The sequence below is a fragment of the Citrobacter sp. Cu096 genome, assembly GCF_030332285.1.
Classification (GTDB): Bacteria; Pseudomonadota; Gammaproteobacteria; order Enterobacterales; family Enterobacteriaceae; genus Citrobacter; species Citrobacter meridianamericanus.
On the sequence record NZ_JAOWID010000019.1, the window covers coordinates 69,928 to 95,220 of the forward strand.

The following is a 25,293-nucleotide window of genomic DNA, read 5'->3' on the forward strand; positions in this document are numbered from 1 at the left end:
GCCCGTCTGTATTTGCCCGGTAGCCTAATCCCTGCCGGGTCGAAAATTCTTCGCATATCTCCTGCAACAATCTCCCTCATAATTTGACCAGCCTCTCATAATTTAAATTTTGCCTGCCCAGGTGATTTTCAAGCGCCATATGTTACCCGTATCATTCGTATCAGCACCTAACACACACATAATAGTCCGCTAAACTGATTAGTTTTGCAGGCAACCAGCATTGGTGCTGAGAATACTCTGTTCCCGGTCGGGACAATCGGAATTTGTCATCTAAACACTGACGTTACCCATAACAAAGTTAAGGCCAGGTAAATCATGCCATTAGTCATCGTTGCTATCGGTGTAATCTTGTTACTCCTCCTGATGATCCGTTTCAAAATGAACGGTTTCATCGCTCTCGTCCTGGTGGCGCTTGCTGTCGGATTGATGCAAGGGATGCCACTGGATAAAGTCATCGGTTCGATTAAAGCCGGCGTCGGCGGAACCCTTGGCAGCCTCGCCCTGATTATGGGTTTTGGCGCCATGCTGGGCAAAATGCTGGCGGACTGCGGCGGCGCACAGCGCATCGCAACCACCCTGATTGCTAAATTCGGCAAAAAACATATTCAGTGGGCGGTGGTATTAACCGGCTTCACCGTTGGTTTTGCCTTGTTCTACGAAGTTGGTTTCGTACTGATGCTGCCGCTGGTGTTCACCATTGCCGCAGCTGCCAACATCCCGCTGTTGTACGTTGGCGTGCCGATGGCTGCGGCGCTGTCCGTAACGCACGGCTTCCTGCCACCGCACCCGGGTCCGACTGCTATCGCCACTATTTTCCATGCAGATATGGGCAAAACCCTGCTGTTTGGTACGATTCTGGCAATCCCGACCGTTATTCTCGCCGGTCCGGTATACGCACGTTTCCTGAAAGGTATCGACAAGCCGATCCCGGAAGGTCTGTACAGCGCAAAAACCTTCACTGAAGAAGAGATGCCTGGCTTTGGCGTCAGCGTCTGGACCTCTCTGGTACCGGTGATCCTGATGGCGATGCGTGCCGTGGCGGAGATGATTCTGCCGAAAGGTCATGCTTTCCTGACGGTTGCAGAATTCCTCGGTGACCCGGTTATGGCAACGCTTATCGCGGTGCTGATTGCGATGTTCACGTTTGGTCTGAACCGTGGACGTTCGATGGATCAGATTAACGACACGCTGGTGTCCTCAATCAAAATCATTGCGATGATGCTGTTGATCATCGGCGGCGGCGGTGCCTTCAAACAGGTCCTGGTTGATAGCGGCGTGGACAAATACATTGCATCAATGATGCACGGCTCTAACGTGTCTCCACTGCTGATGGCATGGTCTATCGCGGCGGTCCTGCGTATCGCACTGGGTTCTGCAACTGTTGCAGCAATCACCGCAGGTGGGATTGTGGCACCACTGATTGCAACGACCGGCGTAAGCCCTGAGCTAATGGTTATTGCGGTGGGTTCCGGTTCGGTCATCTTCTCCCACGTGAACGATCCAGGCTTCTGGCTGTTCAAGGAGTACTTCAACCTGACTATCGGTGAAACCATCAAGTCATGGTCAATGCTGGAAACCATTATCTCCGTCTGCGGCCTGGTAGGGTGTCTGCTGCTGGGTATGGTAGTTTAACAACACACGTTTCAGACAAAAAAAGCCGGGGAATCCCCGGCTTTTTTACTTCTTCTTCGCGGCCGCTTTTCGCCGCTTATCCAAATCCTTAATCAGCTTGTTCACTCTCTCATCGGCAAACATCTGCTCCAGCGTGGCGGTGAGCTTACGCCGCCAGTTTTTGTACTGGTCGCTGGTCCCCGGAATGTTGACCGGTTCAGCCATATCCAACCAGTCTTCCGGTTGTAGGCCCAGCAGCGCACTGTTGCTGTCAGCGATGTAGCGTTGCATGCCGCGATTAAGAATCGGCGTCATCGACATCAGTGACGCCTTGTGACCAGCACGTTTTGGCAAACAGCCGTACTTGTGCAACGCGTCCAGCAGCCCCTGCTTCGCCAGTTCTCGGTCCTGATACAACCCACGCAGCACAACCTCATCCGGGTACAGGCCCAGCGCCTTACCCAGCGTCAGATCGCCGCTATCCCAATAACCTTTAAGCGTAGGAAGGTCATGCGTCGCCGCGACTGCCATTGATTGTTCCGGGTACGCTTTCGGCGCACGGAAGTTTTTCTCATGGTCATTCTCAAAATAAAGCACTTTATAGGAGTACACGCCGCTGTCGCGCAGCTTGCTGACGATTTCTACCGGCACGGTACCCAGATCCTCACCAATTACCATGCAATGATGACGTTTACTTTCCAGCGCCAGAATTGAAAGCAGGTCATCGACCGGATAGTGCACGTAAGCGCCGTGATCGGCAGTTTCACCGTAGGGGATCCACCACAGACGCAGCATCGACATAACATGGTCGATACGCAGCGCGCCGCAGTTCTGCATATTGGCGCGCAGCAGTTCGATAAACGGTTCGTAGGCGCGTGCCGTGATGATGTGCGGATCCATCGGCGGCAGCCCCCAGTTTTGCCCGAGCGGACCGAGAATATCCGGCGGAGCGCCAACCGAGGCTTTCAGGCAATACAGCTCGCGGTCGCACCAGGTTTCCGCCCCGCCTTCGGCCACACCAACCGCCAGATCGCGATACAGTCCAATCGGCATCGCAAAACTTTGGCTGGTTTTCCAGCAGTCAGCAAACTGGGTATACGCCAACCACTGTAACCACAGATAGAAATCCACATCGTCACGATGTGCTTCGCAGAAGCGTTTTACTTCCGGTGAGTCCACCGACTGGAGTGCCTGCGGCCACACCGGCCAGCCCCAGCGCAATGCATCCTCTTGCACCTGATGCGCATGCAGCGCGTCAAAGGCTGCCTGCCAGTACAGGCTATCTCCCTCCCGAGTGACAAACTGGCGAAATGCCGCCATCTGCTCATCGTCACGTGCAGAGAAATTTTTCCATGCCATACGTAACGCGGTCATCTTCAGGACGGTAACGGTAGAGTAATCAACCCATTCACTATCGCGCGCGCGTTGCAGCGCTTGCTGAGTCGCGGGTTTCTGCCACCAGGCCTGCGCCTCTTTACTCAGGCGGAAATCATCTACTGCGTTAACATCAATATAAATAACGTTCAGCCAGCGACGTGACGACGGGCTGTACGGGCTGGCGCTCTCCGGGTTCGCCGGGTACAGCGCATGAATCGGATTGAGCCCGATAAACGCGCCGCCGCGTTGCGCCACATCCACCAGCATGGCGCGCAAATCGCCAAAGTCGCCAATCCCCCAGTTTTTTTCTGAACGCAAGGTGTAGAGCTGAACGCATGCGCCCCACAGCTTCTGCCCGGCTAACAGCGCCTGCGGTTCATAACAGCGTTTTGGCGCCACGATGACGCGACAATGGCTACGCAGCTCACCCTGGGTCAAGGTCAGCGTGTGATATCCCTCCGGCAGCCTGGCCGGAAGGTTGAAAGATTTACCACCGACGGCATGCCCTTTGTGCTGCACGCCCTCTTCGGTAGTCAGCAGCCAGGTAAACTCTCCGCTTCCCTCAACCGCCAGCGGCATTTTCTTACCGGCGGTATAAACCATGACATTCGGCACTGGGGTCACCGCCACCGGAGTGGCGGCGGTGGTGCGATGCATGGCGTCAAGCAAACGCCGCTTGGTTTCGGTACCAATAGACTGCGGTTTACCGTGGGCATTAATGTAATTGGGGCTGATCCCCGCCGCCAGCGCGGCATTATCCAGACGTTTGCTTTCCATCGCGATTCCTTAACGTTTCGCCTGCCAGATACGCGCCTGATAATCGCGGATGGAGCGATCTGAACTGAACATGCCGCAACGGGCAGTATTCAGAATCGCCGCCCGGGTCCAGGCTTCCTGGTCACGATACAACACGTCAACCTGCTTCTGCGCTTCAACGTAAGCCGCGAAGTCTGCCATCACCAGATACGGGTCGCCGCCCTGCTTGCCGATACTGTGCAGCATCTGGTCAAAAGCATGTTTGTCGCCGTCGCTGTATTTCCCGCTTTCCAGCTCTTTCAGGACCGCATCCAGTACTTTGTCTTTCTTACGCCATTTCACCGGATCGTAACCTTTGGCCTTGAGCGCCTTCACCTCTTCCACAGTATGACCAAAGATAAAGATATTCTCGTCGCCCACTTTTTCGGCGATTTCGACGTTTGCACCATCCAGCGTACCGACGGTTAAGGCACCGTTCAGCGCCAGCTTCATGTTGCCGGTGCCGGAAGCCTCTTTCCCTGCTGTTGAGATCTGCTCGGAGATATCCGCCGCCGGGATCAGCATTTCCGCCGCCGAGACACAATAATCCGGCAGGAACACGACTTTCAGCTTGTCACCCACTTGCGGGTCGTTATTGATGGTTTCCGCCACCTTATTGATGGCGAAGATGATATTTTTCGCCAGGTAGTAACCCGGCGCGGCTTTCGCGCCAAACAGGAATACGCGCGGCACGCGATCGGCCTGCGGGTTCTCACGAATTTCTTTGTACAACGCCAGAATATGCAGCAGGTTCAGGTGCTGACGCTTGTACTCATGCAGGCGTTTGATCTGAATATCAAAAATCGCGTTAGTCGTTATTTCAATACCGGTACGCGCTTTAATAAACTTCACCAGACGCGCTTTGTTCGCCAGCTTGATGTCACGATACTGCTGACGGAACTTCGCGTCGTCGGCGTATTTTTCCAGATTAATCAGCTGGTCGAGATCGTTGGCCCACTCTTTTTTCAGCGATTTATCCAACAGCGCGGCAAGCGCCGGGTTGCACTGCTTAATCCAGCGACGTGGGGTAATCCCATTAGTGACGTTGTGGAATTTGTTCGGCCACAGTTGGTGATATTCCGGGAACAGATCTTTCACCACCAGATCGGAGTGCAGTGCCGCCACACCGTTAACCGCAAAGCCGCTGACCACACACATGTTGGCCATGCGCACCTGTTTGTTATGTACCACCGCCAGCTTCGCCCAGACTTCAGCATCACCCGGCCAGGTTTTATCGACCAACATCTTAAAGCGGTCGTTAATCTCTTTGATGATTTGCATATGGCGCGGCAGTAGCGCTTTCACCAGCTTCTCGTCCCAGCACTCCAGCGCCTCTGGCATCAGAGTATGGTTGGTATAAGCAAAGGTTTTGCTGGTGATGGCCCACGCATCGTCCCAGCTCATCTGGTGCTCATCAATCAGTACACGCAACAGCTCGGGAATAGCGATGGTCGGGTGAGTATCGTTGAGCTGGATAACTTCAAAATCAGCCAGCTCATGAAGTTTACGCCCAGCCAGATGATGGCGGCGCAGAATATCGGCTACGGAGCAGGCGCACTGGAAGTACTGCTGCATCAGGCGCAGCTTTTTACCTGCCGTGTGGTTGTCGTTAGGATACAGCACTTTGGTCAGTTTTTCGGCGTCGATACCCTGCTGCTCTGCGCGCAGGAAATCACCGTCGTTGAATTTTGTCAGGTTAAACGGATGCGCGTGGCTGGCCTGCCACAAACGCAGCGGCTGCGCCACGCCATTACGGTAGCCGAGAACCGGTAGATCCCAGGCCTGACCGGTGATGATGAATCCCGGCTCCCAGTGGCCTTGTTTGCTGACCTTGCCGCCAATCCCTACCTGCACATCCAGCGCTTCGTTGTGACGGAACCACGGATAGCTGCCGCGATGCCAGTCGTCCGGGGCTTCCATCTGCTGCCCATCGGCAAAGGACTGACGGAACAGGCCGTATTGATAGTTGAGGCCATAACCCGTCGCCGACTGGCCGACAGTCGCCATCGAATCGAGGAAGCAGGCTGCCAGACGCCCCAACCCACCGTTACCCAACGCCGGATCGATCTCTTCTTCAAGCAGATCGGTCAGGTTGACGTCATGCGCTTTAAGCTCATCGCTCACCCCCTGATACCAGCCGAGGTTGAGTAAGTTGTTGCCGGTCAGACGGCCAATCAAAAACTCCATCGAGATGTAGTTAACATGACGCTGGTTTTTTGCCGGCTTAGCCGCAGGCTGGGCGCTGAGTAACTCAGCCAACGCCCCACTCACTGCCTGCCACCACTGGCGTGACGTCATTTCTTGAGCCGACAGTAAACCGAAGCGCTGCCACTGACGCGTCAGGGCAGCCTGAAATTGATCTTTATTGAAAGTAGGCTGTGACATAGGGGTTCCAGATCCTTAGGTAATAAAACAACGTTATCGCTAGTTTGCCTGGCTCGTTGTTGACATTCCTCATCCTGGCACGGATTAGGCAGGGAGGAGGAGCGGGGATGAGCATAAAAGTGTGATCGACACCGCTTAAAGGGAAGCGTAATCACCCATGGGCCACGGCGTCCCCCTTATTACCGGGCAATTAATCGACAATATCAAATAGAGGGGTGACGATGGGAAACAATGTGTAAACAGAGAAATAGTTTCTAACCTGAAACACCTGTGATGAATAAGATGATTCACATAAAAACTTTAAATCGGCCACAAAATTCGGACATTTTTATTAACCCGCCGAATAACCTTGCAAAGAGATGGGGTTTTTTACGCATCGTAAAAATCGCGACGGATCCAGTCACCACGCCTGTTGCGACTCTTTAAAGTAATTATTGCAATAGATGTATAGATTTGTGACATAGTGCAAAATCAGACACACAAAAAGGCCGCTTAGCTTGCATAAAACATTAATCTGGCCGACCTTATACCCATTAATTACGAAGCGCAAAAAAAATCATTCTTCCCCCATGTTCACACAGTGAAGTGACAAACATATGTTGATTCCGTCTAAATTAAGTCGTCCGGTTCGACTCGACCATACGGTGGTCCGCGAGCGCCTGTTGGCTAAACTTTCCGGCGTGAATAATTTCAGGCTTGCCCTGATAACAAGTCCCGCTGGCTATGGAAAAACGACGCTGGTCTCACAATGGGCAGCGGGGAAGAACGACTTAGGCTGGTACTCACTGGATGAAGGCGATAATCAACAAGAGCGTTTTGCCAGCTATCTGATCGCCGCTATTCAGCAGGCAACCGGTGGACACTGCACAACCAGCGAAGCGATGGTGCAAAAGCGCCAATACGCCAGTCTGACGTCACTGTTTGCACAGCTATTTATTGAACTGGCCGAGTGGCATCGCCCACTCTACCTGGTGGTGGACGATTATCATCTGATCTCCAACCCAGCTATCCACGAAGCGATGCGTTTCTTCCTGCGTCACCAGCCTGAAAATCTCACGCTGGTCGTGTTGTCGCGCAATCTCCCACAGTTGGGCATTGCCAACCTGCGAGTACGCGATCAGTTGCTGGAGATAGGCAGCCAGCAACTGGCGTTTAACCACCAGGAAGCCAAACAATTTTTCGATCGCCGTTTGTCTTCTCCTATCGAAGCAGCGGAAAGCAGTCGAATGTGCGACGACGTTGCGGGCTGGGCCACGGCGTTACAGCTGATTGCCCTCTCCGCCCGCCAGAACAACCATTCTGCACACCAGTCCGCACGCCGCCTCGCGGGGATAAACGCCAGCCATTTGTCCGATTATCTGGTTGATGAAGTGCTGGACAGCGTTGACCTCGGCACCCGTCACTTCCTGCTGAAAAGCGCCATTCTGCGCTCCATGAACGACGCGCTGATCGTCCGGGTTACCGGCGAAGAAAATGGCCAGATGCGGCTGGAGGAGATCGAGCGCCAGGGATTATTTCTGCAGCGGATGGATGACGTCGGTGAATGGTTCAGCTATCACCCGCTGTTTGGCAGCTTTTTACGTCAACGCTGTCAATGGGAACTGGCGAGCGAACTGCCCGAAATACACCGCGCGGCTGCTGAAAGCTGGATGGCGCAAGGTTTTCCCAGCGAAGCTATCCACCATGCGCTGGCGGCAGGCGATGCCCATATGCTACGCGATATCCTGCTTAACCATGCGTGGGGACTGTTTAACCACAGTGAGCTGACGCTACTGGAAGAATCCCTGAAAGCGCTGCCATGGGAAAGCCTGCTGGAAAATCCGCGTCTGGTTCTGCTGCAAGCGTGGCTGATGCAAAGCCAGCACCGCTACAGCGAGGTGAATACCCTGCTGGCACGCGCTGAGCAGGAAATGAAAGGCGACATGGAGCCGACGCTGCATGCCGAATTTAACGCCCTGCGAGCGCAGGTCGCGATTAACGACGGAAATCCTGATGAAGCCGAGCGTCTGGCGAAACTGGCACTGGATGAGCTACCCATCGCCTGGTTCTACAGCCGAATCGTCGCCACCTCGGTGCACGGCGAAGTTCTGCACTGTAAGGGCGACCTCACGCGTTCTCTGGCGTTGATGCAGCAAACCGAACAAATGGCGCGCCATCATGACGTCTGGCATTACGCCCTGTGGAGTCTTATTCAGCAAAGTGAAATCTTGTTTGCCCAGGGCTTTTTGCAGGCCGCCTGGGAAATCCAGGAAAAAGCGTTCCAGTTGATCAAAGAGCAGCATCTCGAACAGCTACCGATGCACGAGTTCCTGGTGCGCATTCGTGCGCAGCTCCTGTGGGCATGGGCGCGCCTGGACGAAGCGGAAGCGTCTGCCCGCTCGGGTATTGAACTGCTTTCCACTTTCCAGCCGCAGCAGCAGCTACAGTGCCTGGCACTGCTGGTTCAGTGTTCGCTGGCGCGGGGCGATCTGGACAACGCGCGTAGCCTGCTCAACCGTCTGGAAAACCTGCTGGGTAATGGCCACTATCACAGCGACTGGATCTCGAACGCTGATAAAGTCCGGGTGATTTACTGGCAAATGGTCGGCGACAAAAATTCAGCCGCCAACTGGCTGCGCCACACGCCGAAACCGGAATTCGCCAATAACCACTTCCTGCAAGGCCAATGGCGCAACATCGCCCGCGCGCAGATCCTGCTGGGCGAATTTGAACCGGCTGAGATTGTGCTGGAAGAGTTGAATGAAAATGCGCGCAATCTGCGCCTGATGAGCGATCTGAACCGCAACCTGCTACTGCTTAATCAGTTGTACTGGCAGGCAGGGCGCAAAAATGACGCACAGCGCGTGTTACTCGACGCGTTACAGCTGGCGAACCGCACCGGGTTTATCAGTCACTTTGTTATCGAAGGTGAGGCTATGGCGCAGCAACTGCGTCAGCTGATTCAGCTCAATACGCTGCCGGAACTCGATCAGCATCGCGCCCAACGCATTTTGCGTGAGATTAACCAGCACCATCGCCATAAATTCGCCCACTTCGATGAAGGGTTCGTTGAGCGTCTGCTTACGCACCCGGAAGTACCGGAGCTTATCCGCACCAGCCCGCTGACCCAGCGCGAATGGCAGGTTTTGGGACTGATTTATTCGGGCTACAGCAACGAGCAGATCGCCGGAGAGCTGGCCGTCGCGGCAACGACTATCAAGACGCACATCCGCAATTTGTACCAAAAACTCGGCGTCGCACATCGCCAGGATGCAGTGCAACATGCGCAGAAGCTGCTGAAGATGATGGGATATGGGGTGTAGTGAGAGCCTGACGAGCGATGCTAATCAGGCCTGTAATTAACTTAGCACAGCTCTAACTGAATATGATGGTCAGCGATCACCTGCATCACGCCTGCGGGCGGTAGCGTGTCAGTATACACCGCATCCACCATGCTGATACTGCCCATATTCACCATCGCGTTACGACCAAACTTCGAGTGATCCACCACCAGCATCACATGGCGTGAATTCTCAATAATCGCGCGTTTGGTGCGGACTTCGTGATAATCAAATTCCAGCAGGGAACCATCGCTGTCGATGCCGCTGATGCCTAAAATGCCGAAATCCAGACGGAACTGAGAAATAAAGTCGAGGGTCGCTTCGCCCATAATACCGCCGTCACGGCTACGCAGTTCGCCACCCGCCAGAATAATACGGAAATCCTCTTTCGCCATCAGGGTATTCGCCACATTGAGGTTGTTGGTCACAATGCGTAAATTGCTGTGACTGAGCAGCGCGTGGGCCACCGCTTCCGGGGTAGTGCCGATATCAATAAATAGCGTCGAGCCGTTCGGGATCTGCGTGGCGACTTTGCGGGCAATGCGCTCTTTTTCAGCCGTCTGCGTCGCTTTACGGTCATGCCACGGGGTATTGACCGAGCTGGATGGCAGCGCCGCGCCGCCGTGATGTCGCAAAATCATATTCTGATCGGCCAGATCGTTGAGATCGCGGCGAATCGTCTGTGGGCTGACGGAAAAATGCTCCACCAGCTCCTCGGTGCTGACGTATCCTTGTTTCTTTACCAGTTCGATGATCGCGTCATGTCGTTGTGTTTGTTTCATTATAGTTCCCTGAAAATATAGAATTCGTCTATCAGGCGTTATCGTTGCAGGCCGTCTGGGCATGGCCAGCGCGCAGAAACCGCAGCGTACTTACGGTACGTGAGGATTTTGAGCACTGCCCTGGCTCATACAGGCAAATAAGATTACCTACAGGCGAATTTCTACGTTCGTTTTCGCACATGAATAGTATCAGCAAACGCCATTGCCAGACCCACGGCCAGCCCGGCGATATGTGCGCCATTCGCCATCGACATACCGAACACATCAAACCAGCCGGCAACAATCCAGATCAAAGCAAAGATAATCAAACCACGCTGCAGGAAAATACCGCTTTGCGGATCGCGCTCGCCGCGCAACCACACGTAGCCCATCAGCGCATATACCACGCCAGACAACCCACCAAACCACGGGCCGCTAAACTTCTGCTGAACATACCCGCTCAGCAGGGCGCTAATCACGGTAATGACTATCAGTTTTCCGCTACCCAGACGTTTTTCCACCGCGCCGCCGAGATACCACCACCACAGCAGGTTGAACAGAATATGCATCAGCGAGAAGTGCATAAAAGCGTGGGTGAAATAACGCCAGAATTCAAATTTCAGCGAAGGATCAAACGGCCATGCCAGCCAGAGCATCACCGCCTGGTCGCCCAGCGCGCTCATCGCGATAAACACCAGCACGCATGCGGCCATCACTATCCAGGTTACCGGGCCTGCACGTTCGCGCAATGTGGCAAGGAAAGGATAACGCTGATAGCGTAAACCGCTGTCGGTCTGACCCGACTGCCAGCTTGCCGCGAGGTAACGCGGGTCGCCCGGGTTCTCCAGAAATTGCGCCAGTTCGGCGCGTACGCGCTCGGCCTGGGACTCATCCGCCAGCCAGACATCCGTTTGCTGATGTTGTTGAATTGTCAGGATAACGCCCTGTGTCGCCATATAATCAACAAATGCCTGCGCCACGCGGGGGTTAGCAAAAGAGGTAATCATCAACATGGTTGCTGTCGCTTATTCCACACAAAAGAGGACAGTATATAGACCCTGCCTGTTTCAGGCTGCATCTTTGTTAGCTTACGAACCGTATGCCACTTCTGCCGGAAAATGTCGATGCCAGGCGTCGAAGCCGCCGTCAACGCTGTAAACCGCGTCATAGCCTTGCTGAAGAAGATATTGCGCCGCGCCTTTACTGCTGTTGCCGTGATAACACATTACTAACACAGTGGTGTCAAAATCATGCTCACGCATAAATAACCCAAGCGTGTCGTTCGTCAGATGAAACGCCTGCGGGGCGTGCCCCATCGCATAGCTTTGCGGGTCGCGGATATCCACTAGCACCGCAGCGCCCTGATTCAGCTTCTGATGCGCTTCTTCGACATTAATACATTCAAACTGATCCATTGCTCTCTCTTCTTAATATTGCAGGTGACGCTTTTCAGACATGTTACTTCTTAGTGTACGTCCCGACGGCAGTTAAACGCCATAATGTTATATGTATCACTGTAAATTGTTTATCCGATGTTACCAATAGCGCAATTCTTTGCTATTATGCTCGATAACGAACATTAATGAGCTATAACGAAAGTGCGAGAGGCCAGCATGGAAACCAAAGATCTGATTGTGATAGGTGGAGGCATCAACGGTGCCGGTATCGCGGCAGATGCCGCTGGACGCGGTTTATCCGTGCTGATGCTGGAAGCGCAGGATTTAGCCTGTGCCACCTCTTCCGCCAGCTCCAAACTCATCCACGGTGGCCTGCGCTACCTGGAACACTATGAATTTCGACTGGTGAGTGAAGCGCTGGCCGAGCGTGAAGTGCTGTTGAAAATGGCACCGCATATCGCCTTCCCGATGCGCTTTCGACTGCCCCATCGCCCGCACCTGCGTCCGGCGTGGATGATTCGTATTGGTCTGTTTATGTACGATCATCTGGGCAAACGCACCAGTTTACCAGGTTCTACCGGTTTGCGTTTTGGCGCGGATTCTGTAATGAAACCTGAGATTGTGCGCGGTTTCGAATATTCTGACTGCTGGGTAGACGATGCACGACTGGTTTTGGCAAACGCCCAAATGGTCGTACGTAAAGGCGGAGAGGTGTTAACCCGCACGCGTGCCACTTCCGCGCGCCGTGAAAACGGTTTGTGGATTGTGGAAGCTGAAGATATTGATACCGGCAAAAAGCACACCTGGCAGGCGCGTGGTCTGGTCAACGCCACCGGCCCGTGGGTGAAAGAGTTCTTCGACGACGGCATGCATCTGCCATCACCGTACGGTATTCGCCTGATTAAAGGCAGCCACATCGTGGTGCCACGCGTCCATACCCAGAAGCAAGCTTATATTCTGCAAAACGAAGATAAACGTATTGTGTTTGTCATCCCATGGATGGACGAATTCTCAATCATCGGGACGACTGACGTCGAATACAAAGGCGACCCGAAAGCGGTGAAAATTGATGAGAGTGAAATCAATTACCTGCTTAAGGTCTACAACGCACACTTTAAGAAACAACTGGGCCGTGATGATATCGTCTGGACTTACTCGGGCGTGCGTCCGTTGTGCGACGATGAGTCCGACTCACCGCAGGCAATCACCCGTGATTACACGCTGGATATCCACGACGAAAACGGCAAAGCGCCGCTGCTGTCGGTCTTTGGCGGTAAGCTGACGACCTATCGTAAGCTGGCTGAGCACGCGATGGAAAAACTGGCGTCGTACTATCAGGGCATCGGTCCGGCGTGGACCAAAGAGTGCGTTCTCCCAGGCGGAGACATCGGCGGCGATCGCGAAGATTACGCGGCCAAACTGCGCCGTCGCTACCCGTTCCTGACCGAGTCGCTGGCGCGCCATTATTCACGCACCTACGGCAGCAATACCGAATGGATTATCGGCGAAGCCACCTCGCTTGCCGAGTTAGGTGAAGACTTCGGCCACGAGTTCTATGAGGCCGAACTGAAGTATCTGGTTGACCACGAATGGGTTCGTCGTGCAGACGATGCGCTGTGGCGTCGTACGAAAGAAGGGATGTGGCTGAACGCCGAGCAGCAGTCGCGCATGACCCAGTGGCTGGCTGAATACATTGAGAAGCGCCAACTGTCGCTGGCGTCCTGATAAAAATGCCGGGTGGCGGCTGACGCCTTATCCGGCCTACAAAAGTGCATAACTACAAAAGTGCATAACTACAAAAGTGCATAAACGTAGGCCGGGCAAGCGAAGCACCCCCGGGCATTTTGCCGGATGGTGGGTAGCGAAAGGTTTCAACAGCAAAATAACGTTGCAGATATGTCACTATCACGTAAGGTTATTTGCCACCAATTCTTCCCAAATTAGGAGCAATAATACTGAATGCCAGTAACTGTAGTGGCGCAGTGACAACATCCAGAGCAACTGTAAAAGGGGCCAGAATCCATTTTCCTTGATTTGAAGAGTATTGATATTTTACAAACTCAACGGTAAAAGGATGATAAAACTTCATTATTTTTCTAGGGTCTTGCTCAACATTCTTTTTATGGATCGTACCTTCAAGCCCATTATACGTACGCTGACAATCATTTTTTATACATGAGAATCCTTTCTCAAGGATTTGTTTTTTATCATCCTCATTCTGAGCCTGATAATTAATTTTTAACAAACCAGTGAAATTTTTCTTACTTGTATCAATAGCAAAATTAGCATGTTCATCTACTGATAATTGCTCACGATGAATATTCTTATTATTCAGCAGATTTATAATTTCATCCCCTCCCTTATACAGCAAGTAATCAAAGCTTCTGCCAATAAAGACCCATCCCTTCTCACCATTTGTATTCTCAGCAAGAGATAACCCTCTGATCTCATCAGAGCGCCATTTTTTTGAAGTGGATGATATTCCCTGAGTACTGTCATCAAGCATCATCGTCATACATCCAGATAATAGACCGGTACTAACAATAGCCAACAATACGCCTCTAGCTGCCTGTCTAATCGAGTGTTTTTTCCCTTTGCTCATACTTTCAATCCATCTAAATAAGATTTGCAATATCAAAACTGTTATTGCTAGCACATTAGTAAAAAATAAAGGCAGTAACGACATTCGCTACTGCCTGAACAGATTATATTAGCAGCCGTGTAATAGTTACAACCGCACCGAATCAATATGCCAGATGTTTTCGGCGTACTCTTTGATCGTCCTGTCAGATGAGAAGTAGCCCATGTTGGCGATATTAATCATCGACCTGGTAGTCCACTCTTCCGGGTGACGATACAGTTCATCAACCTTATCCTGACAATCAACGTAACTGCGATAATCCGCCAGCACCTGATAGTGGTCGCCAAAGTTGATCAATGAGTCCACCAGGTCGCGATAGCGTCCCGGCTCCTCTGGGCTGAATACGCCACTGCCGATCTGCGTCAGCACCTGGTGCAGCTCTTCGTCTTTCTCGTAATATTCACGCGGCTTGTAGCCCTGACTACGTAAGGCTTCAACCTCTTCCGCCGTATTACCAAAGATAAAGATATTTTCTGCGCCCACATGTTCCAGCATCTCGACATTGGCACCATCCAGCGTACCGATGGTCAACGCGCCGTTCAGCGCAAATTTCATGTTACTGGTCCCGGAGGCTTCGGTCCCAGCTAGTGAAATCTGCTCAGACAGGTCGGCAGCAGGAATTATCACCTGTGCCAGGCTGACACTGTAGTTCGGGATAAACACCACTTTCAGTTTGTCGCCAATTTGCGGATCGTTATTGATCACTTTCGCGACATCGTTGATCAGATGAATGATGTGCTTCGCCATGTAATAGGCCGAAGCCGCTTTACCGGCGAAGATATTCACGCGCGGCACCCACTCAGCGTCAGGATCGGCCTTCATGCGATTGTAGCGGGTGATCACATGCAGCACGTTCATCAGCTGGCGTTTGTATTCATGAATACGTTTGATCTGCACATCAAACAGCGATTTCGGATTCACCACCACGTTAAGCTGCTGGGCAATAAGCGTGGCCAGACGCTTTTTGTTCTCCAGCTTCGCTCGGCGTACCGCCTGGTTCACCAACGGGAAATCACAGTGCTGTTCAAGCTCGCTTAGCTGACTGAGATCGGTACGCCAGGTGCGGCCAATATTCTCATCCAGCACCTCGGAGAGCGGCGGGTTAGCCAGTGCCAGCCAACGACGCGGCGTCACGCCGTTGGTAACGTTACAGAATCGGGTCGGGAAGATCTTCGCAAAGTCAGCGAACAGCGACTGCACCATCAGGTTGGAGTGCAGCTCGGAAACACCGTTAACCTTGTGGCTTACCACTACCGCCAGCCATGCCATACGCACCCGGCGGCCGTTGGATTCATCGATGATCGACGTCCGCCCCAGTAGAGCGGTGTCGTTCGGATACTGTTCCTGAAGCGTCTTCAGGAAGTAGTCATTGATCTCAAAGATGATTTGCAGATGACGCGGCAGGATTTTGCCCAGCATATCAACAGGCCATGTCTCCAGCGCTTCGCTCATCAAGGTGTGGTTGGTATACGAGAAGACCTGGCAACAGACCTCAAACGCGTCGTCCCAGCTGAATTTGTGCTCATCGATTAGCAAGCGCATCAGCTCAGGGATCGACAGCACCGGATGGGTGTCGTTGAGGTGAATAGCTATTTTATCCGCCAGGTTATCGTAAGTTTTGTGCAGTTGATAATGACGATTCAGAATGTCCTGCACTGTGGAGGAGACCAGGAAATACTCCTGGCGCAAGCGCAGTTCGCGTCCTGAATAGGTAGAGTCATCCGGGTAAAGCACACGGGAGACGTTCTCGGAGTGGTTTTTATCTTCCACCGCCGCAAAATAGTCACCCTGGTTGAATTTCCCAAGGTTGATCTCGCTACTGGCCTGGGCACTCCACAGGCGCAGCGTGTTGGTGGCGTCGGTGTCGTAACCGGGGATAATCTGGTCGTAGGCAACCGCGAGGATCTCTTCGGTTTCTATCCAGCGCGTTTTCTTGCCTTCCTGCTGTATACGCCCGCCAAAGCGTACTTTGTAGCGCGTATTGTGGCGTTTGAACTCCCATGGGTTGCCGTATTCCAGCCAGTAGTCCGGCGACTCTTTCTGTCGGCCATCGACAATGTTCTGCTTGAACATGCCGTAATCATAACGAATACCGTAGCCGCGTCCCGGCAGCCCAAGCGTTGCCAGCGAGTCCAGGAAACAGGCCGCCAGACGCCCGAGACCGCCGTTGCCAAGACCCGGGTCGTTTTCTTCATCGATCAGATCTTCAAGATCCAACCCCATACCTTCCAGCGCATTTTTAACATCGTCATAAATGCCCAATGATAACAGTGCATTGGAAAGCGTGCGGCCAATCAGAAACTCCATTGACAGGTAATAGACCTGACGAGTTTCCTGGGATAATTGCGCACGGTTAGAACGCAGCCAGCGCTCCACGAGACGATCGCGCACCGCGAACAACGTGGCGTTCAGCCACTCATGTTTATTGGCAATGACCGGGTCTTTACCAATCGTGAACATCAGCTTGTAGGCAATAGAATGCTTAAGTGCCTCTACGCTGAGTGTGGGCGATGCATAAGTAAATGGAGCATTCATATAGGTGATTCCTGGATATCTATTTCAAGCGATAGTAAAGCTCACGGTATGACTTCGCCGCGACTTGCCAGCTAAAATCCATGGTCATGGCCTGACGTTGTACAAACCGCCACAGCGAAGGCCGGGACCACAATACGAAAGCACGCCGGATCGCGCGTAACAGCGACCAGGCATTACTATCTTCAAATACAAACCCACTGGCGATACCGTCCGCCAGGTTTTCCAGCGAACTGTCAGAGACCGTATCAGCCAGCCCGCCGGTGCGCCGCACCAGCGGCAGCGTGCCGTACTTCAGTCCATACAATTGCGTTAAGCCACACGGCTCAAAACGGCTGGGAACCAAAATGACGTCGGCCCCACCCATGATGCGATGCGAGAAGGCTTCGTGATAACCAATCTGTACGCCCACCTGCCCCGGATGTTCCGCCGCTGCGGCGAGGAAACCTTCCTGCAACACCGGATCGCCCGCGCCAAGTAACGCCAGTTGTCCCCCCTGCTCTAACAACCCCGGCAGCGCTTCCAGCACCAGATCCAACCCTTTCTGGCTGGTCAGGCGGCTGACTACGGCAAACAGCGGCACTTTGTCGTTAACCTTAAGTCCCATCGCGATCTGTAGCTGACGTTTGTTCTCCGCCTTCTCTTCCAGCGTGTCACGCGTATAGCGCGACGCCAACAGCAGATCGGTTTCCGGGCTCCAGATTTTTTCATCAACGCCGTTCAGAACGCCGGAAAGACGCCCTTCGCGATGGCGCTGCTGCAACAAACCTTCCATGCCGTAGGCGAACTGCGGTTCGGTAATTTCCCGCGCGTAGGTCGGACTGACCGCCGTAATGTGGTCGGCGTAGTACAACCCGGCTTTCAGGAACGAAATCTGCCCGTTAAACTCCAGTCCGTGCACGTTAAAGAACGACCATGGCAATTGGATGTCATCCATATGCTTTGCATAAAACATGCCTTGATACGCAAGGTTGTGTACGGTAAACACCGATTTCGCCGGATGGCCGCGCGCCGCCAGATAAGCCGGAGCCAGGCCGGCATGCCAGTCGTGCGCGTGCACCACATCCGGGCGCCAGAATGGGTCAAAGCCGCAGGCCATTTCACAGCCAACCCAGCCCAACAGCGCAAAACGCAGCACGTTATCGGTATACGCAAACAGGTTAGTGTCGTGATACGGGCTACCGGGACGGTCATAAAGATGCGGCGCGTCAATCAGGTAAATACCGACACCGTTGTAGTGACCGAATAAAAGCGTGACCCGCCCAGCGAAGGTATCCCGGCGCGTCACGACCTGCGCATCGGGAATGCCGCGACGGATATCAGGAAATGCCGGGAGCAGTACGCGGGCATCTACACCGTCCGCTATTTGCGCTGCGGGTAGCGCCCCAAGAACATCCGCCAGTCCCCCAGTTTTTAACAGGGGGAACATCTCTGAACATACGTGTAAAACCTGCATTATCGCTCCTGTTTGATCTGCAGTTTGCGCAGCATTTCACGCGTGACCAGCACAATACCTTCCTCTGAACGGTAGAAGCGACGTGCATCTTCTTCCGCGTTTTCACCAATTACCATGCCTTCAGGAATAACGCAGGCGCGGTCGATGATGCAGCGACGTAAGCGGCATGAGCGTCCCACCCACACTTCAGGTAACAACACTGCCGAATCAATGTTACAGAATGAATTCACCCGCACGCGCGGGAACAGAACGGACTGCACCACCACAGAACCCGAAATAATACAGCCGCCGGAAACCAGCGAGTTCAACGTCATTCCGTGGCTACCCGAACGGTCCTGAACAAATTTCGCTGGTGGCAGCGATTCCATATGCGTACGGATTGGCCAGTCCTGGTCGTACATATCCAGTTCAGGCGTCACTGAAGCCAGATCAAGGTTCGCTTTCCAGTAGGCTTCCAGTGTTCCCACATCGCGCCAGTACGGCTCGGATTCCGGGTCAGACTGCACGCAGGACAATGGGAATGGATGTGCGTACGCCATGCCAGCTTCGGTGATTTTTGGGATGATGTCTTTGCCAAAATCGTGACTGGATTTTTCATCGAGATCATCTTCCGCCAGCAGTTCATACAGATAATCGGCGTTGAAGACGTAGATCCCCATACTGGCAAGCGATTTGGTCGGATCGCCAGGCATCGCCGGCGGGTTGGCTGGTTTTTCAACAAACTCGATAATTTTATCGGTGTCGTCCACATCCATCACGCCAAACGCGCTGGCTTCTTCGATCGGCACCGGCATACAGGCCACGGTGCAGCGCGCGCCTTTCTCGACGTGGTCGATCAGCATGCGTGAGTAGTCCTGCTTATAAATATGATCGCCCGCGAGGATCACCACGTATTCCGCTTTATAGCGTCGAATGATGTCCAGGTTTTGGGTCACTGCGTCCGCCGTGCCACGATACCAATTTTCACCCTGCATTCTCTGCTGGGCAGGCAGCAGATCGACGAACTCGTTCATCTCTTCGCTGAAGAACGACCAGCCGCGCTGAATATGCTGCACCAGCGTGTGGGACTGGTACTGAGTGATCACGCCGATACGGCGGATCCCGGAGTTAATGCAGTTGGATAAAGCAAAATCGATAATGCGGAACTTACCGCCAAAGTGCACGGCAGGCTTGGCACGTTTGTTGGTTAAATCTTTCAGACGGGTTCCGCGGCCACCGGCCAGGATCAGGGCAACAGATTTTAATGGCAGCTGGCGCGCCAACATTACACGATCGTTCTTCTCTAAACTCACCATGACTAACTCCTTTTTATCTTCTCTGGAACACACACAGTCCGTGCGCAGGTCCCTGCCAGACAGCCGTAAGCACCGGATTATCCTCTCCGGCAAATGGAGGAATAGCGTGCCATTCCCCTTCAGGTAAAACGATATCTGTCACCTCACGCGTGGCGTTTATTGCAATCAGGAAACGGTCTGAAAGCTGGATTTGCATCTGCCTCGGGCCGTTTTGCCACTCATCCGCACTTAAGGGTTGTGCGTACTTATTCAGCCAACGAACATTGCCATCGCCCTCTTCCCACCAGCAATCCCCCGTTAATGCGGGTATTTGCCGGCGCAGATGAATCAGCGCGGCAGTAAATGTGGTTAACCCACTGTTTGCCTGCTGCCAGTCCAGCCACGTTAAGGCGTTATCCTGACAGTAAGCGTTATTGTTGCCGTGCTGGCTATGACCATGCTCATCGCCCGCCAGCAACATCGGCGTCCCCTGGGAAAGCAACAGCGTGGTTAACAGCGCATGAATGCTGTCACGCCGCCGCTCAATCAGGTCCAGCGTGCCGCCTAATCCTTCTTTACCATGATTGTCGCTGTAGTTATTGCTAGTACCGTCGCGATTTTCCTCACCATTCGCTTCATTGTGCTTATTTGTGAAGCAAACACAGTCGCGTAGCGTAAAACCGTCGTGCGCGGTCACCAGATTCACCGTGGCACTGGGTTTGCGGCCCTGGCGTTTAAACACATCGCTGGATGCGGCAAAACGCCCGGCAAACTCGCCCAACGAGAGATTACGCTGGAGCCAAAAGCGTCGCGTCGCATCGCGGAAATGGTCATTCCACTCGGCAAACGGCGGGGGAAAATTCCCCACCTGATACCCGCCTTCACCAATATCCCACGGTTCCGCAATCAGCTTAACGCGTGAGAGCAGCGGACAGTTTTGGATCGCGGTAAACAGCGGCGCATCCTGACGAAACGCAGGCGTACGCCCCATGACGGAAGCCAAATCAAAGCGAAAGCCATCCACATGGCAGCTTTCAACCCAGTAGCGCAGGCATTCACATGCGTATTCCACAACGCCAGGATGGCTCAGATTGAGGGTGTTACCACAACCGGTCCAGTTGTAGTAATCGCCATCATCCCTGATCCAATAATAGCTACGGTTATCAATTCCGCGCAGTGAGAAGACGGGGCCGTCGAGATCCAGCTCGGCACTGTGGTTCAAAACGATGTCGAGAATGACCTCAATTCCCGCTTTGTGCAGCGCTTTTACCGCATCGCGAAACTCATCGAGTGCGCTCTCCGGCGAACAGGCATAGGCCGGATGTAACGCGAACATTGCCACCGGGTTGTATCCCCAGTAGTTCGACAGACCCAGCCGTTGAAGCCGCGGCTCGCTGGCGAAATGCGCCACCGGTAACAGCTCCAGCGCGGTAATGCCTAGGCGCTTGAAATAGGCGAGCATCACCGGATGACCCAACGCTTTGTAAGTCCCGCGAATCTCTTCCGGCAAGTCAGGATGCAAATACGTCAGCCCTTTGACGTGGGCTTCGTAAATCACGGTATTGCCCCACGGGGTGCGCGGTGGGGCATCATCCTCCCAGTCATAATGGTCGGACACCACCACGCCCTTCAGCGCGATGGCTGCGTTATCATGGTGATCCGGTTCATTTAGCCCGCCGTGTAGCAGCGGGTTATCTTTTAACTCGCCCTCTACCCGACGCGCGCAAGGGTCGAGCAGCAGTTTCGCCGGATTAAACCGGTGGCCCTGCTGTGGTTGCCACGGACCATGTACACGATAGCCATAGCGCAGACCGGGACGGGCGTTGGCCAGATAGCCGTGCCAGACATCGCCGCTACGCCCCGGCAGGTCGTAGCGGAGTTCGCAACCGTCCTCGTCAAATACGCATAATTCAACGCGTTCAGCGTGGGCTGAGAAGAGAGTAAAATTGACGCCATGGCCGTCATACGTTGCGCCATGGGGAGTGGCGTTGCCGGTTGCCAGTTGCGTCATTACCCCTCCCGAACCAGCCAGACCGTTGCCAGCGGCGGCAACGTAAGGCTCAGTGAGTGCTGCCGACCATGACTGGCGATCTCATCGCTGTGCACCGTGCCGCCATTTCCAGTATTGCTGCCGTGGTAGTGCATCGAGTCGGTATTGAGAATTTCACGCCATTTGCCCGGCTGGTTAATACCGAAGCGATAGCCGTGGCGCGGCACTGGCGTAAAGTTGCTGATAACGATGATTTCATTACCCACCTTGTCACGACGTACGAAAGCCAGCACCGAACGTTCTTTATCATCCACCACCAGCCATTCGAAGCCATAGCCATCAAAGTCGAGCTCATGCAGCGCTTTGTGATGACGATAGGTGAGGTTCAGATCGCGCACCAGACGCTGTACGCCGTGGTGCCAGTTGTCGCCGCCTTCCAGCAGGTGCCAGTCGAGGCTGACGTCATGGTTCCATTCGCGTCCCTGAGCAAACTCATTGCCCATAAACAGCAATTTCTTGCCGGGGAAGGCCCACATCCAGCCATAGTAGGCACGCAGGTTGGCAAATTTCTGCCACGCATCGCCCGGCATGCGATCGAGGATCGATTTCTTGCCGTGCACCACTTCATCGTGCGACAACGGCAGGACAAAGTTCTCGGTGTAGTTGTACAGCATACCGAAGGTCAGCTTGTCGTGATGGTACTGACGATGAACCGGATCCAGTTTCATGTAATCCAGCGTGTCGTGCATCCAGCCGAGGTTCCACTTATACCAGAACCCTAAACCGCCCATGTCCTGCGGTCTTGAAACACCAGCAAAATCAGTGGACTCTTCCGCCATACTCACCGCACCTGGCACCTGTTCGCCAAGAATACGGTTGGTATTGCGTAAAAACTCAATAGCCTCGAGGTTTTCACGACCGCCAAATTCGTTCGGAACCCATTCCCCTTCTTTACGGCTGTAGTCGCGATAAATCATCGAAGCCACGGCATCCACGCGCAGCGCGTCAATACCAAAGCGTTCAATCCAGTACAGGGCGTTGCCGACCAGGTAGTTGCTGACTTCACGGCGACCATAGTTGTAGATCAGGGTGTTCCAATCCTGGTGATATCCTTCGCGTGGGTCGCTGTGCTCATACAGCCTGGTGCCATCAAACTCTGCCAGACCAAAGTCGTCCGACGGGAAATGGCCCGGCACCCAGTCGAGAATGACGTTCAGCCCCGCCTGATGCGCGGCATTCACAAAATAGCGGAAATCATCACGCGTGCCGAAACGGCGGGTCGGCGCATACATACCGGTCGGCTGGTAGCCCCAGCTACCGTCAAACGGGTGTTCATTAATTGGCAGCAGCTCAAGATGGGTAAAGCCCATCCACTTCACGTAGGGGATCAGTTGATCCGCCAGTTCGCGATAACTCAGCCAGAAGTTATTGTCGGTATGACGACGCCACGAGCCCAGGTGCACTTCATAGATGGAGATTGGCGCATCAAACTGGTTGGCTTTTTTGCGCTCTTCGGTTTGCACCACTTTTTCCGGCAGACCGCAGATAAGCGACGCGGTTTCCGGGCGCATTTGCGCTTCGAAGGCGTAAGGATCCGCTTTAATGCGCAGCTTACCGTTCGCATCGATCATCTCGTATTTATACAGCTGACCATTATGCGCACCGGGGATAAACAGCTCCCAGATACCACTTTCTTTGCGCAGGCGCATCGGGTGGCGACGTCCATCCCAGTAGTTGAACTGCCCTACTACTGACACACGTTGCGCGTTAGGCGCCCATACGGAGAAGCGCGTACCGGTTACGCCATCCATGGTATCCGCATGCGCGCCCAGCGTTTCGTAAGGTCGCAGGTGCGTACCTTCAGATAGCAACCAGGCATCCATATCCTGGATTAGCGGGCCAAAACGATAAGGGTCATCAATCAGATTCTGCTGTCCATGCCAGACAACGGCCAACTGATAGCGAAAGAAATTTTTACGGCGGGGAAGTACAGCACAGAAAAAACCGCGAGAGTCGAGGCAGTCCAGCTTGCCGACTTTGCGTCCGGTTTTGGGTTCGATCACCCACACTTCGGTGGCGTCAGGTAATAGGGCGCGGACTTCAAGTCCAGCGTCAGTTTGGTGCATACCGAGTACGGAAAAAGGATCCGCAAAATGGCCTGCAATTAGCGCATTAATCACGTCTCTATCGATACGAACGGACATGGTTGTCATCCTGTTTTATGGTGTCACCCCTTCCAACTGATCTTCGACATCAGGTAGCGACACTTTTTTTGACCTGAACGGCGCAGCACAATTGTGCATCCTCTCTGCGTCGTCCCACCTTCAGGCAACAACTTAATACCTCCGGTACTAAGTCACCCTTAAAGAATAGCCAATGCTTTATCTTACTCCTGGTAAAAAATGAAACATCTGCGCTTACTCCTGTATTACGCAAAAAAAGGGTGACTTAGCACCCTTTGATCATTAACAAACCATTACGCCAGTTGACGTAACATGCGGCGCAATGGCTCCGCAGCGCCCCAAAGCAGCTGGTCACCTACGGTAAAGGCTGACAGGAACTCCGGTCCCATATTCAGTTTACGCAGACGACCTACTGGCGTGGTCAACGTGCCGGTAACGGCCGCTGGGGTTAACTCACGCATGGTGATTTCACGATCGTTTGGTACTACTTTCGCCCACGGGTTGTGCGCCGCCAGCAGTTCTTCCACGGTCGGAATAGACACATCTTTTTTCAGTTTGATGGTGAACGCCTGGCTGTGGCAGCGCAGCGCGCCGACGCGCACGCACAGACCATCAACCGGGATCACGGAAGACGTGTTAAGAATTTTATTGGTCTCCGCCTGTCCCTTCCATTCTTCTCGGCTCTGACCGTTATCGAGCTGTTTATCGATCCACGGAATCAGGCTACCGGCCAGCGGTACGCCGAAGTTATCAACCGGCAGTTCACCGCTGCGGGACAGCGTCGTCACTTTACGTTCGATATCGAGAATAGCAGAGGACGGCGTCGCCAGTTCATCGGCCACATGACCATACAAATGGCCCATCTGAGACAACAGCTCGCGCATATGACGTGCGCCGCCGCCAGAAGCAGCCTGATAGGTCGCTACAGATACCCAGTCGACCAGGTCGTTGGCAAACAGGCCACCGAGGGACATTAGCATCAGGCTAACGGTGCAGTTACCGCCGACAAAAGTTTTAATCCCTTTATTCAGGCCATCAGTGATGACATCCTGGTTAACCGGATCGAGGATAATGATGGCATCGTCTTTCATGCGAAGCGAAGAGGCCGCGTCAATCCAGTAACCCTGCCAACCGCTTTCACGAAGCTTTGGATAGATTTCGTTGGTATAATCGCCGCCCTGACAGGTCACGATGATATCGAGCGCCTTCAGCGCGTCCAGATCATAAGCGTCCTGAAGCGTGCCGGTCGCGGTTCCACCGAACGTCGGTGCCGCCTGCCCGAGCTGGGAAGTAGAAAAGAAAACAGGGCGAATGGCGTCGAAGTCACGCTCCTCAACCATGCGTTGCATGAGAACAGAGCCGACCATACCGCGCCAGCCGATAAAACCAACATTTTTCATAGCGTTTTTTTCCTGCAGAGATGTGTGCTGTGTATGTATGCCAGTGTCCTGGTGGCATATCCTTCACCATACAAAATGCAGCCAAAGTCGCAAGTGAAATTAATCAATGATAGCGAAGCCATCAGTAATGCGACTTATCCCGCTGCGCAAGCAAGCAGAAAGTCCGCGGTA

Annotated in this window: 15 protein-coding genes; 3 read left to right on the top strand and 12 right to left on the bottom strand. The window is 53.6% G+C overall.

Features of this window, described 5'->3' with window-relative positions; genetic code table 11:
* The first annotated feature begins 315 nt into the window (after positions 1-315).
* Positions 316-1,632 carry a gluconate transporter gene (gntT, locus tag OGX99_RS04430; protein WP_003023507.1) on the top strand — a complete coding sequence of 439 codons (1,317 nt, stop codon included), beginning with the start codon at positions 316-318 and terminating at the stop codon, positions 1,630-1,632.
* A 45-nt stretch (positions 1,633-1,677) separates the two neighbouring features.
* On the opposite strand, the gene malQ is transcribed toward gntT, so the two are convergent.
* The gene (malQ, locus tag OGX99_RS04435) at positions 1,678-3,765 is read right to left on the bottom strand and encodes a 4-alpha-glucanotransferase (RefSeq protein ID WP_252838530.1); all 2,088 of its coding nucleotides are present in this window, start codon (positions 3,763-3,765) and stop codon (positions 1,678-1,680) included.
* A gap of 9 nt (positions 3,766-3,774) precedes the next feature.
* Positions 3,775-6,168: a maltodextrin phosphorylase gene (gene malP / locus OGX99_RS04440; protein WP_187259968.1), complete on the bottom strand. Its 2,394-nt coding sequence runs from the start codon at positions 6,166-6,168 to the stop codon at positions 3,775-3,777.
* Positions 6,169-6,764: 596 nt separating this feature from the next.
* On the opposite strand from malP, the gene malT reads away from it, so the two are divergent.
* Positions 6,765-9,470 (top strand): HTH-type transcriptional regulator MalT, encoded by a 2,706-nt coding sequence (gene malT / locus OGX99_RS04445; RefSeq protein ID WP_151216867.1) that lies wholly within the window; start codon positions 6,765-6,767, stop codon positions 9,468-9,470.
* Between the two features lie 41 nt (positions 9,471-9,511).
* On the opposite strand, the gene OGX99_RS04450 is transcribed toward malT, so the two are convergent.
* The 3 genes from OGX99_RS04450 to glpE all read right to left on the bottom strand — a co-directional run bounded on the left by OGX99_RS04450 (position 9,512) and on the right by glpE (position 11,664).
* Positions 9,512-10,270 (bottom strand): DeoR/GlpR family transcriptional regulator, encoded by a 759-nt coding sequence (locus tag OGX99_RS04450; RefSeq protein WP_151216868.1) that lies wholly within the window; start codon positions 10,268-10,270, stop codon positions 9,512-9,514.
* A 161-nt stretch (positions 10,271-10,431) separates the two neighbouring features.
* Positions 10,432-11,262, bottom strand: a complete 831-nt coding sequence (glpG, locus tag OGX99_RS04455) for a rhomboid family intramembrane serine protease GlpG (protein WP_210904188.1) — start codon at positions 11,260-11,262, stop codon at positions 10,432-10,434.
* A gap of 75 nt (positions 11,263-11,337) precedes the next feature.
* Positions 11,338-11,664, bottom strand: coding sequence for a thiosulfate sulfurtransferase GlpE (glpE, locus tag OGX99_RS04460; RefSeq protein WP_151216870.1), 327 nt, complete (start codon positions 11,662-11,664; stop codon positions 11,338-11,340).
* 198 nt (positions 11,665-11,862) lie between these two features.
* Between glpE and glpD the strand changes: the two genes are divergently transcribed.
* A complete protein-coding gene (gene glpD / locus OGX99_RS04465) occupies positions 11,863-13,371 on the top strand; it encodes a glycerol-3-phosphate dehydrogenase (protein WP_151216871.1) in 1,509 nt (502 codons plus the stop codon).
* Positions 13,372-13,561: 190 nt separating this feature from the next.
* Here the strand turns inward: glpD and OGX99_RS04470 are convergent, their stop codons facing one another.
* The 7 genes from OGX99_RS04470 to asd form a co-directional block, all read right to left on the bottom strand.
* Entirely contained in the window at positions 13,562-14,332 is a 771-nt protein-coding gene (locus tag OGX99_RS04470) for a YidX family protein (protein ID WP_151216872.1), read from the bottom strand.
* A 42-nt stretch (positions 14,333-14,374) separates the two neighbouring features.
* Complete coding sequence (gene glgP / locus OGX99_RS04475; protein ID WP_151216873.1) at positions 14,375-16,822, bottom strand: glycogen phosphorylase; 2,448 nt, start codon at positions 16,820-16,822, stop codon at positions 14,375-14,377.
* 19 nt (positions 16,823-16,841) lie between these two features.
* Entirely contained in the window at positions 16,842-18,275 is a 1,434-nt protein-coding gene (gene glgA, locus OGX99_RS04480) for a glycogen synthase GlgA (RefSeq protein ID WP_151216874.1), read from the bottom strand.
* Positions 18,275-19,570: a glucose-1-phosphate adenylyltransferase gene (gene glgC, locus OGX99_RS04485; RefSeq protein WP_151216875.1), complete on the bottom strand. Its 1,296-nt coding sequence runs from the start codon at positions 19,568-19,570 to the stop codon at positions 18,275-18,277. Before glgC ends, glgA begins: the two co-directional genes overlap by 1 nt.
* A gap of 13 nt (positions 19,571-19,583) precedes the next feature.
* Positions 19,584-21,560: a glycogen debranching protein GlgX gene (gene glgX / locus OGX99_RS04490; RefSeq protein WP_286542797.1), complete on the bottom strand. Its 1,977-nt coding sequence runs from the start codon at positions 21,558-21,560 to the stop codon at positions 19,584-19,586.
* Positions 21,560-23,743 (bottom strand): 1,4-alpha-glucan branching enzyme, encoded by a 2,184-nt coding sequence (gene glgB / locus OGX99_RS04495; protein ID WP_187259963.1) that lies wholly within the window; start codon positions 23,741-23,743, stop codon positions 21,560-21,562. Before glgB ends, glgX begins: the two co-directional genes overlap by 1 nt.
* Before the next feature lie 272 nt (positions 23,744-24,015).
* A complete protein-coding gene (gene asd, locus OGX99_RS04500; protein ID WP_151216877.1) occupies positions 24,016-25,122 on the bottom strand; it encodes an aspartate-semialdehyde dehydrogenase in 1,107 nt (368 codons plus the stop codon).
* Positions 25,123-25,293 lie beyond the last annotated feature (171 nt).

What these genes read in the sequence shown, in the direction of transcription:
- gntT (WP_003023507.1), top strand. Translation starts at nt 316, where the DNA reads ATGCCATTAGTCATCGTTGCTATCGGTGTAATCTTGTTACTCCTCCTG.
- malQ (WP_252838530.1), bottom strand. Translation starts at nt 3,765, where the DNA reads ATGGAAAGCAAACGTCTGGATAATGCCGCGCTGGCGGCGGGGATCAGC.
- malP (WP_187259968.1), bottom strand. Translation starts at nt 6,168, where the DNA reads ATGTCACAGCCTACTTTCAATAAAGATCAATTTCAGGCTGCCCTGACG.
- malT (WP_151216867.1), top strand. Translation starts at nt 6,765, where the DNA reads ATGTTGATTCCGTCTAAATTAAGTCGTCCGGTTCGACTCGACCATACG.
- OGX99_RS04450 (WP_151216868.1), bottom strand. Translation starts at nt 10,270, where the DNA reads ATGAAACAAACACAACGACATGACGCGATCATCGAACTGGTAAAGAAA.
- glpG (WP_210904188.1), bottom strand. Translation starts at nt 11,262, where the DNA reads ATGTTGATGATTACCTCTTTTGCTAACCCCCGCGTGGCGCAGGCATTT.
- glpE (WP_151216870.1), bottom strand. Translation starts at nt 11,664, where the DNA reads ATGGATCAGTTTGAATGTATTAATGTCGAAGAAGCGCATCAGAAGCTG.
- glpD (WP_151216871.1), top strand. Translation starts at nt 11,863, where the DNA reads ATGGAAACCAAAGATCTGATTGTGATAGGTGGAGGCATCAACGGTGCC.
- OGX99_RS04470 (WP_151216872.1), bottom strand. Translation starts at nt 14,332, where the DNA reads ATGTCGTTACTGCCTTTATTTTTTACTAATGTGCTAGCAATAACAGTT.
- glgP (WP_151216873.1), bottom strand. Translation starts at nt 16,822, where the DNA reads ATGAATGCTCCATTTACTTATGCATCGCCCACACTCAGCGTAGAGGCA.
- glgA (WP_151216874.1), bottom strand. Translation starts at nt 18,275, where the DNA reads ATGCAGGTTTTACACGTATGTTCAGAGATGTTCCCCCTGTTAAAAACT.
- glgC (WP_151216875.1), bottom strand. Translation starts at nt 19,570, where the DNA reads ATGGTGAGTTTAGAGAAGAACGATCGTGTAATGTTGGCGCGCCAGCTG.
- glgX (WP_286542797.1), bottom strand. Translation starts at nt 21,560, where the DNA reads ATGACGCAACTGGCAACCGGCAACGCCACTCCCCATGGCGCAACGTAT.
- glgB (WP_187259963.1), bottom strand. Translation starts at nt 23,743, where the DNA reads ATGTCCGTTCGTATCGATAGAGACGTGATTAATGCGCTAATTGCAGGC.
- asd (WP_151216877.1), bottom strand. Translation starts at nt 25,122, where the DNA reads ATGAAAAATGTTGGTTTTATCGGCTGGCGCGGTATGGTCGGCTCTGTT.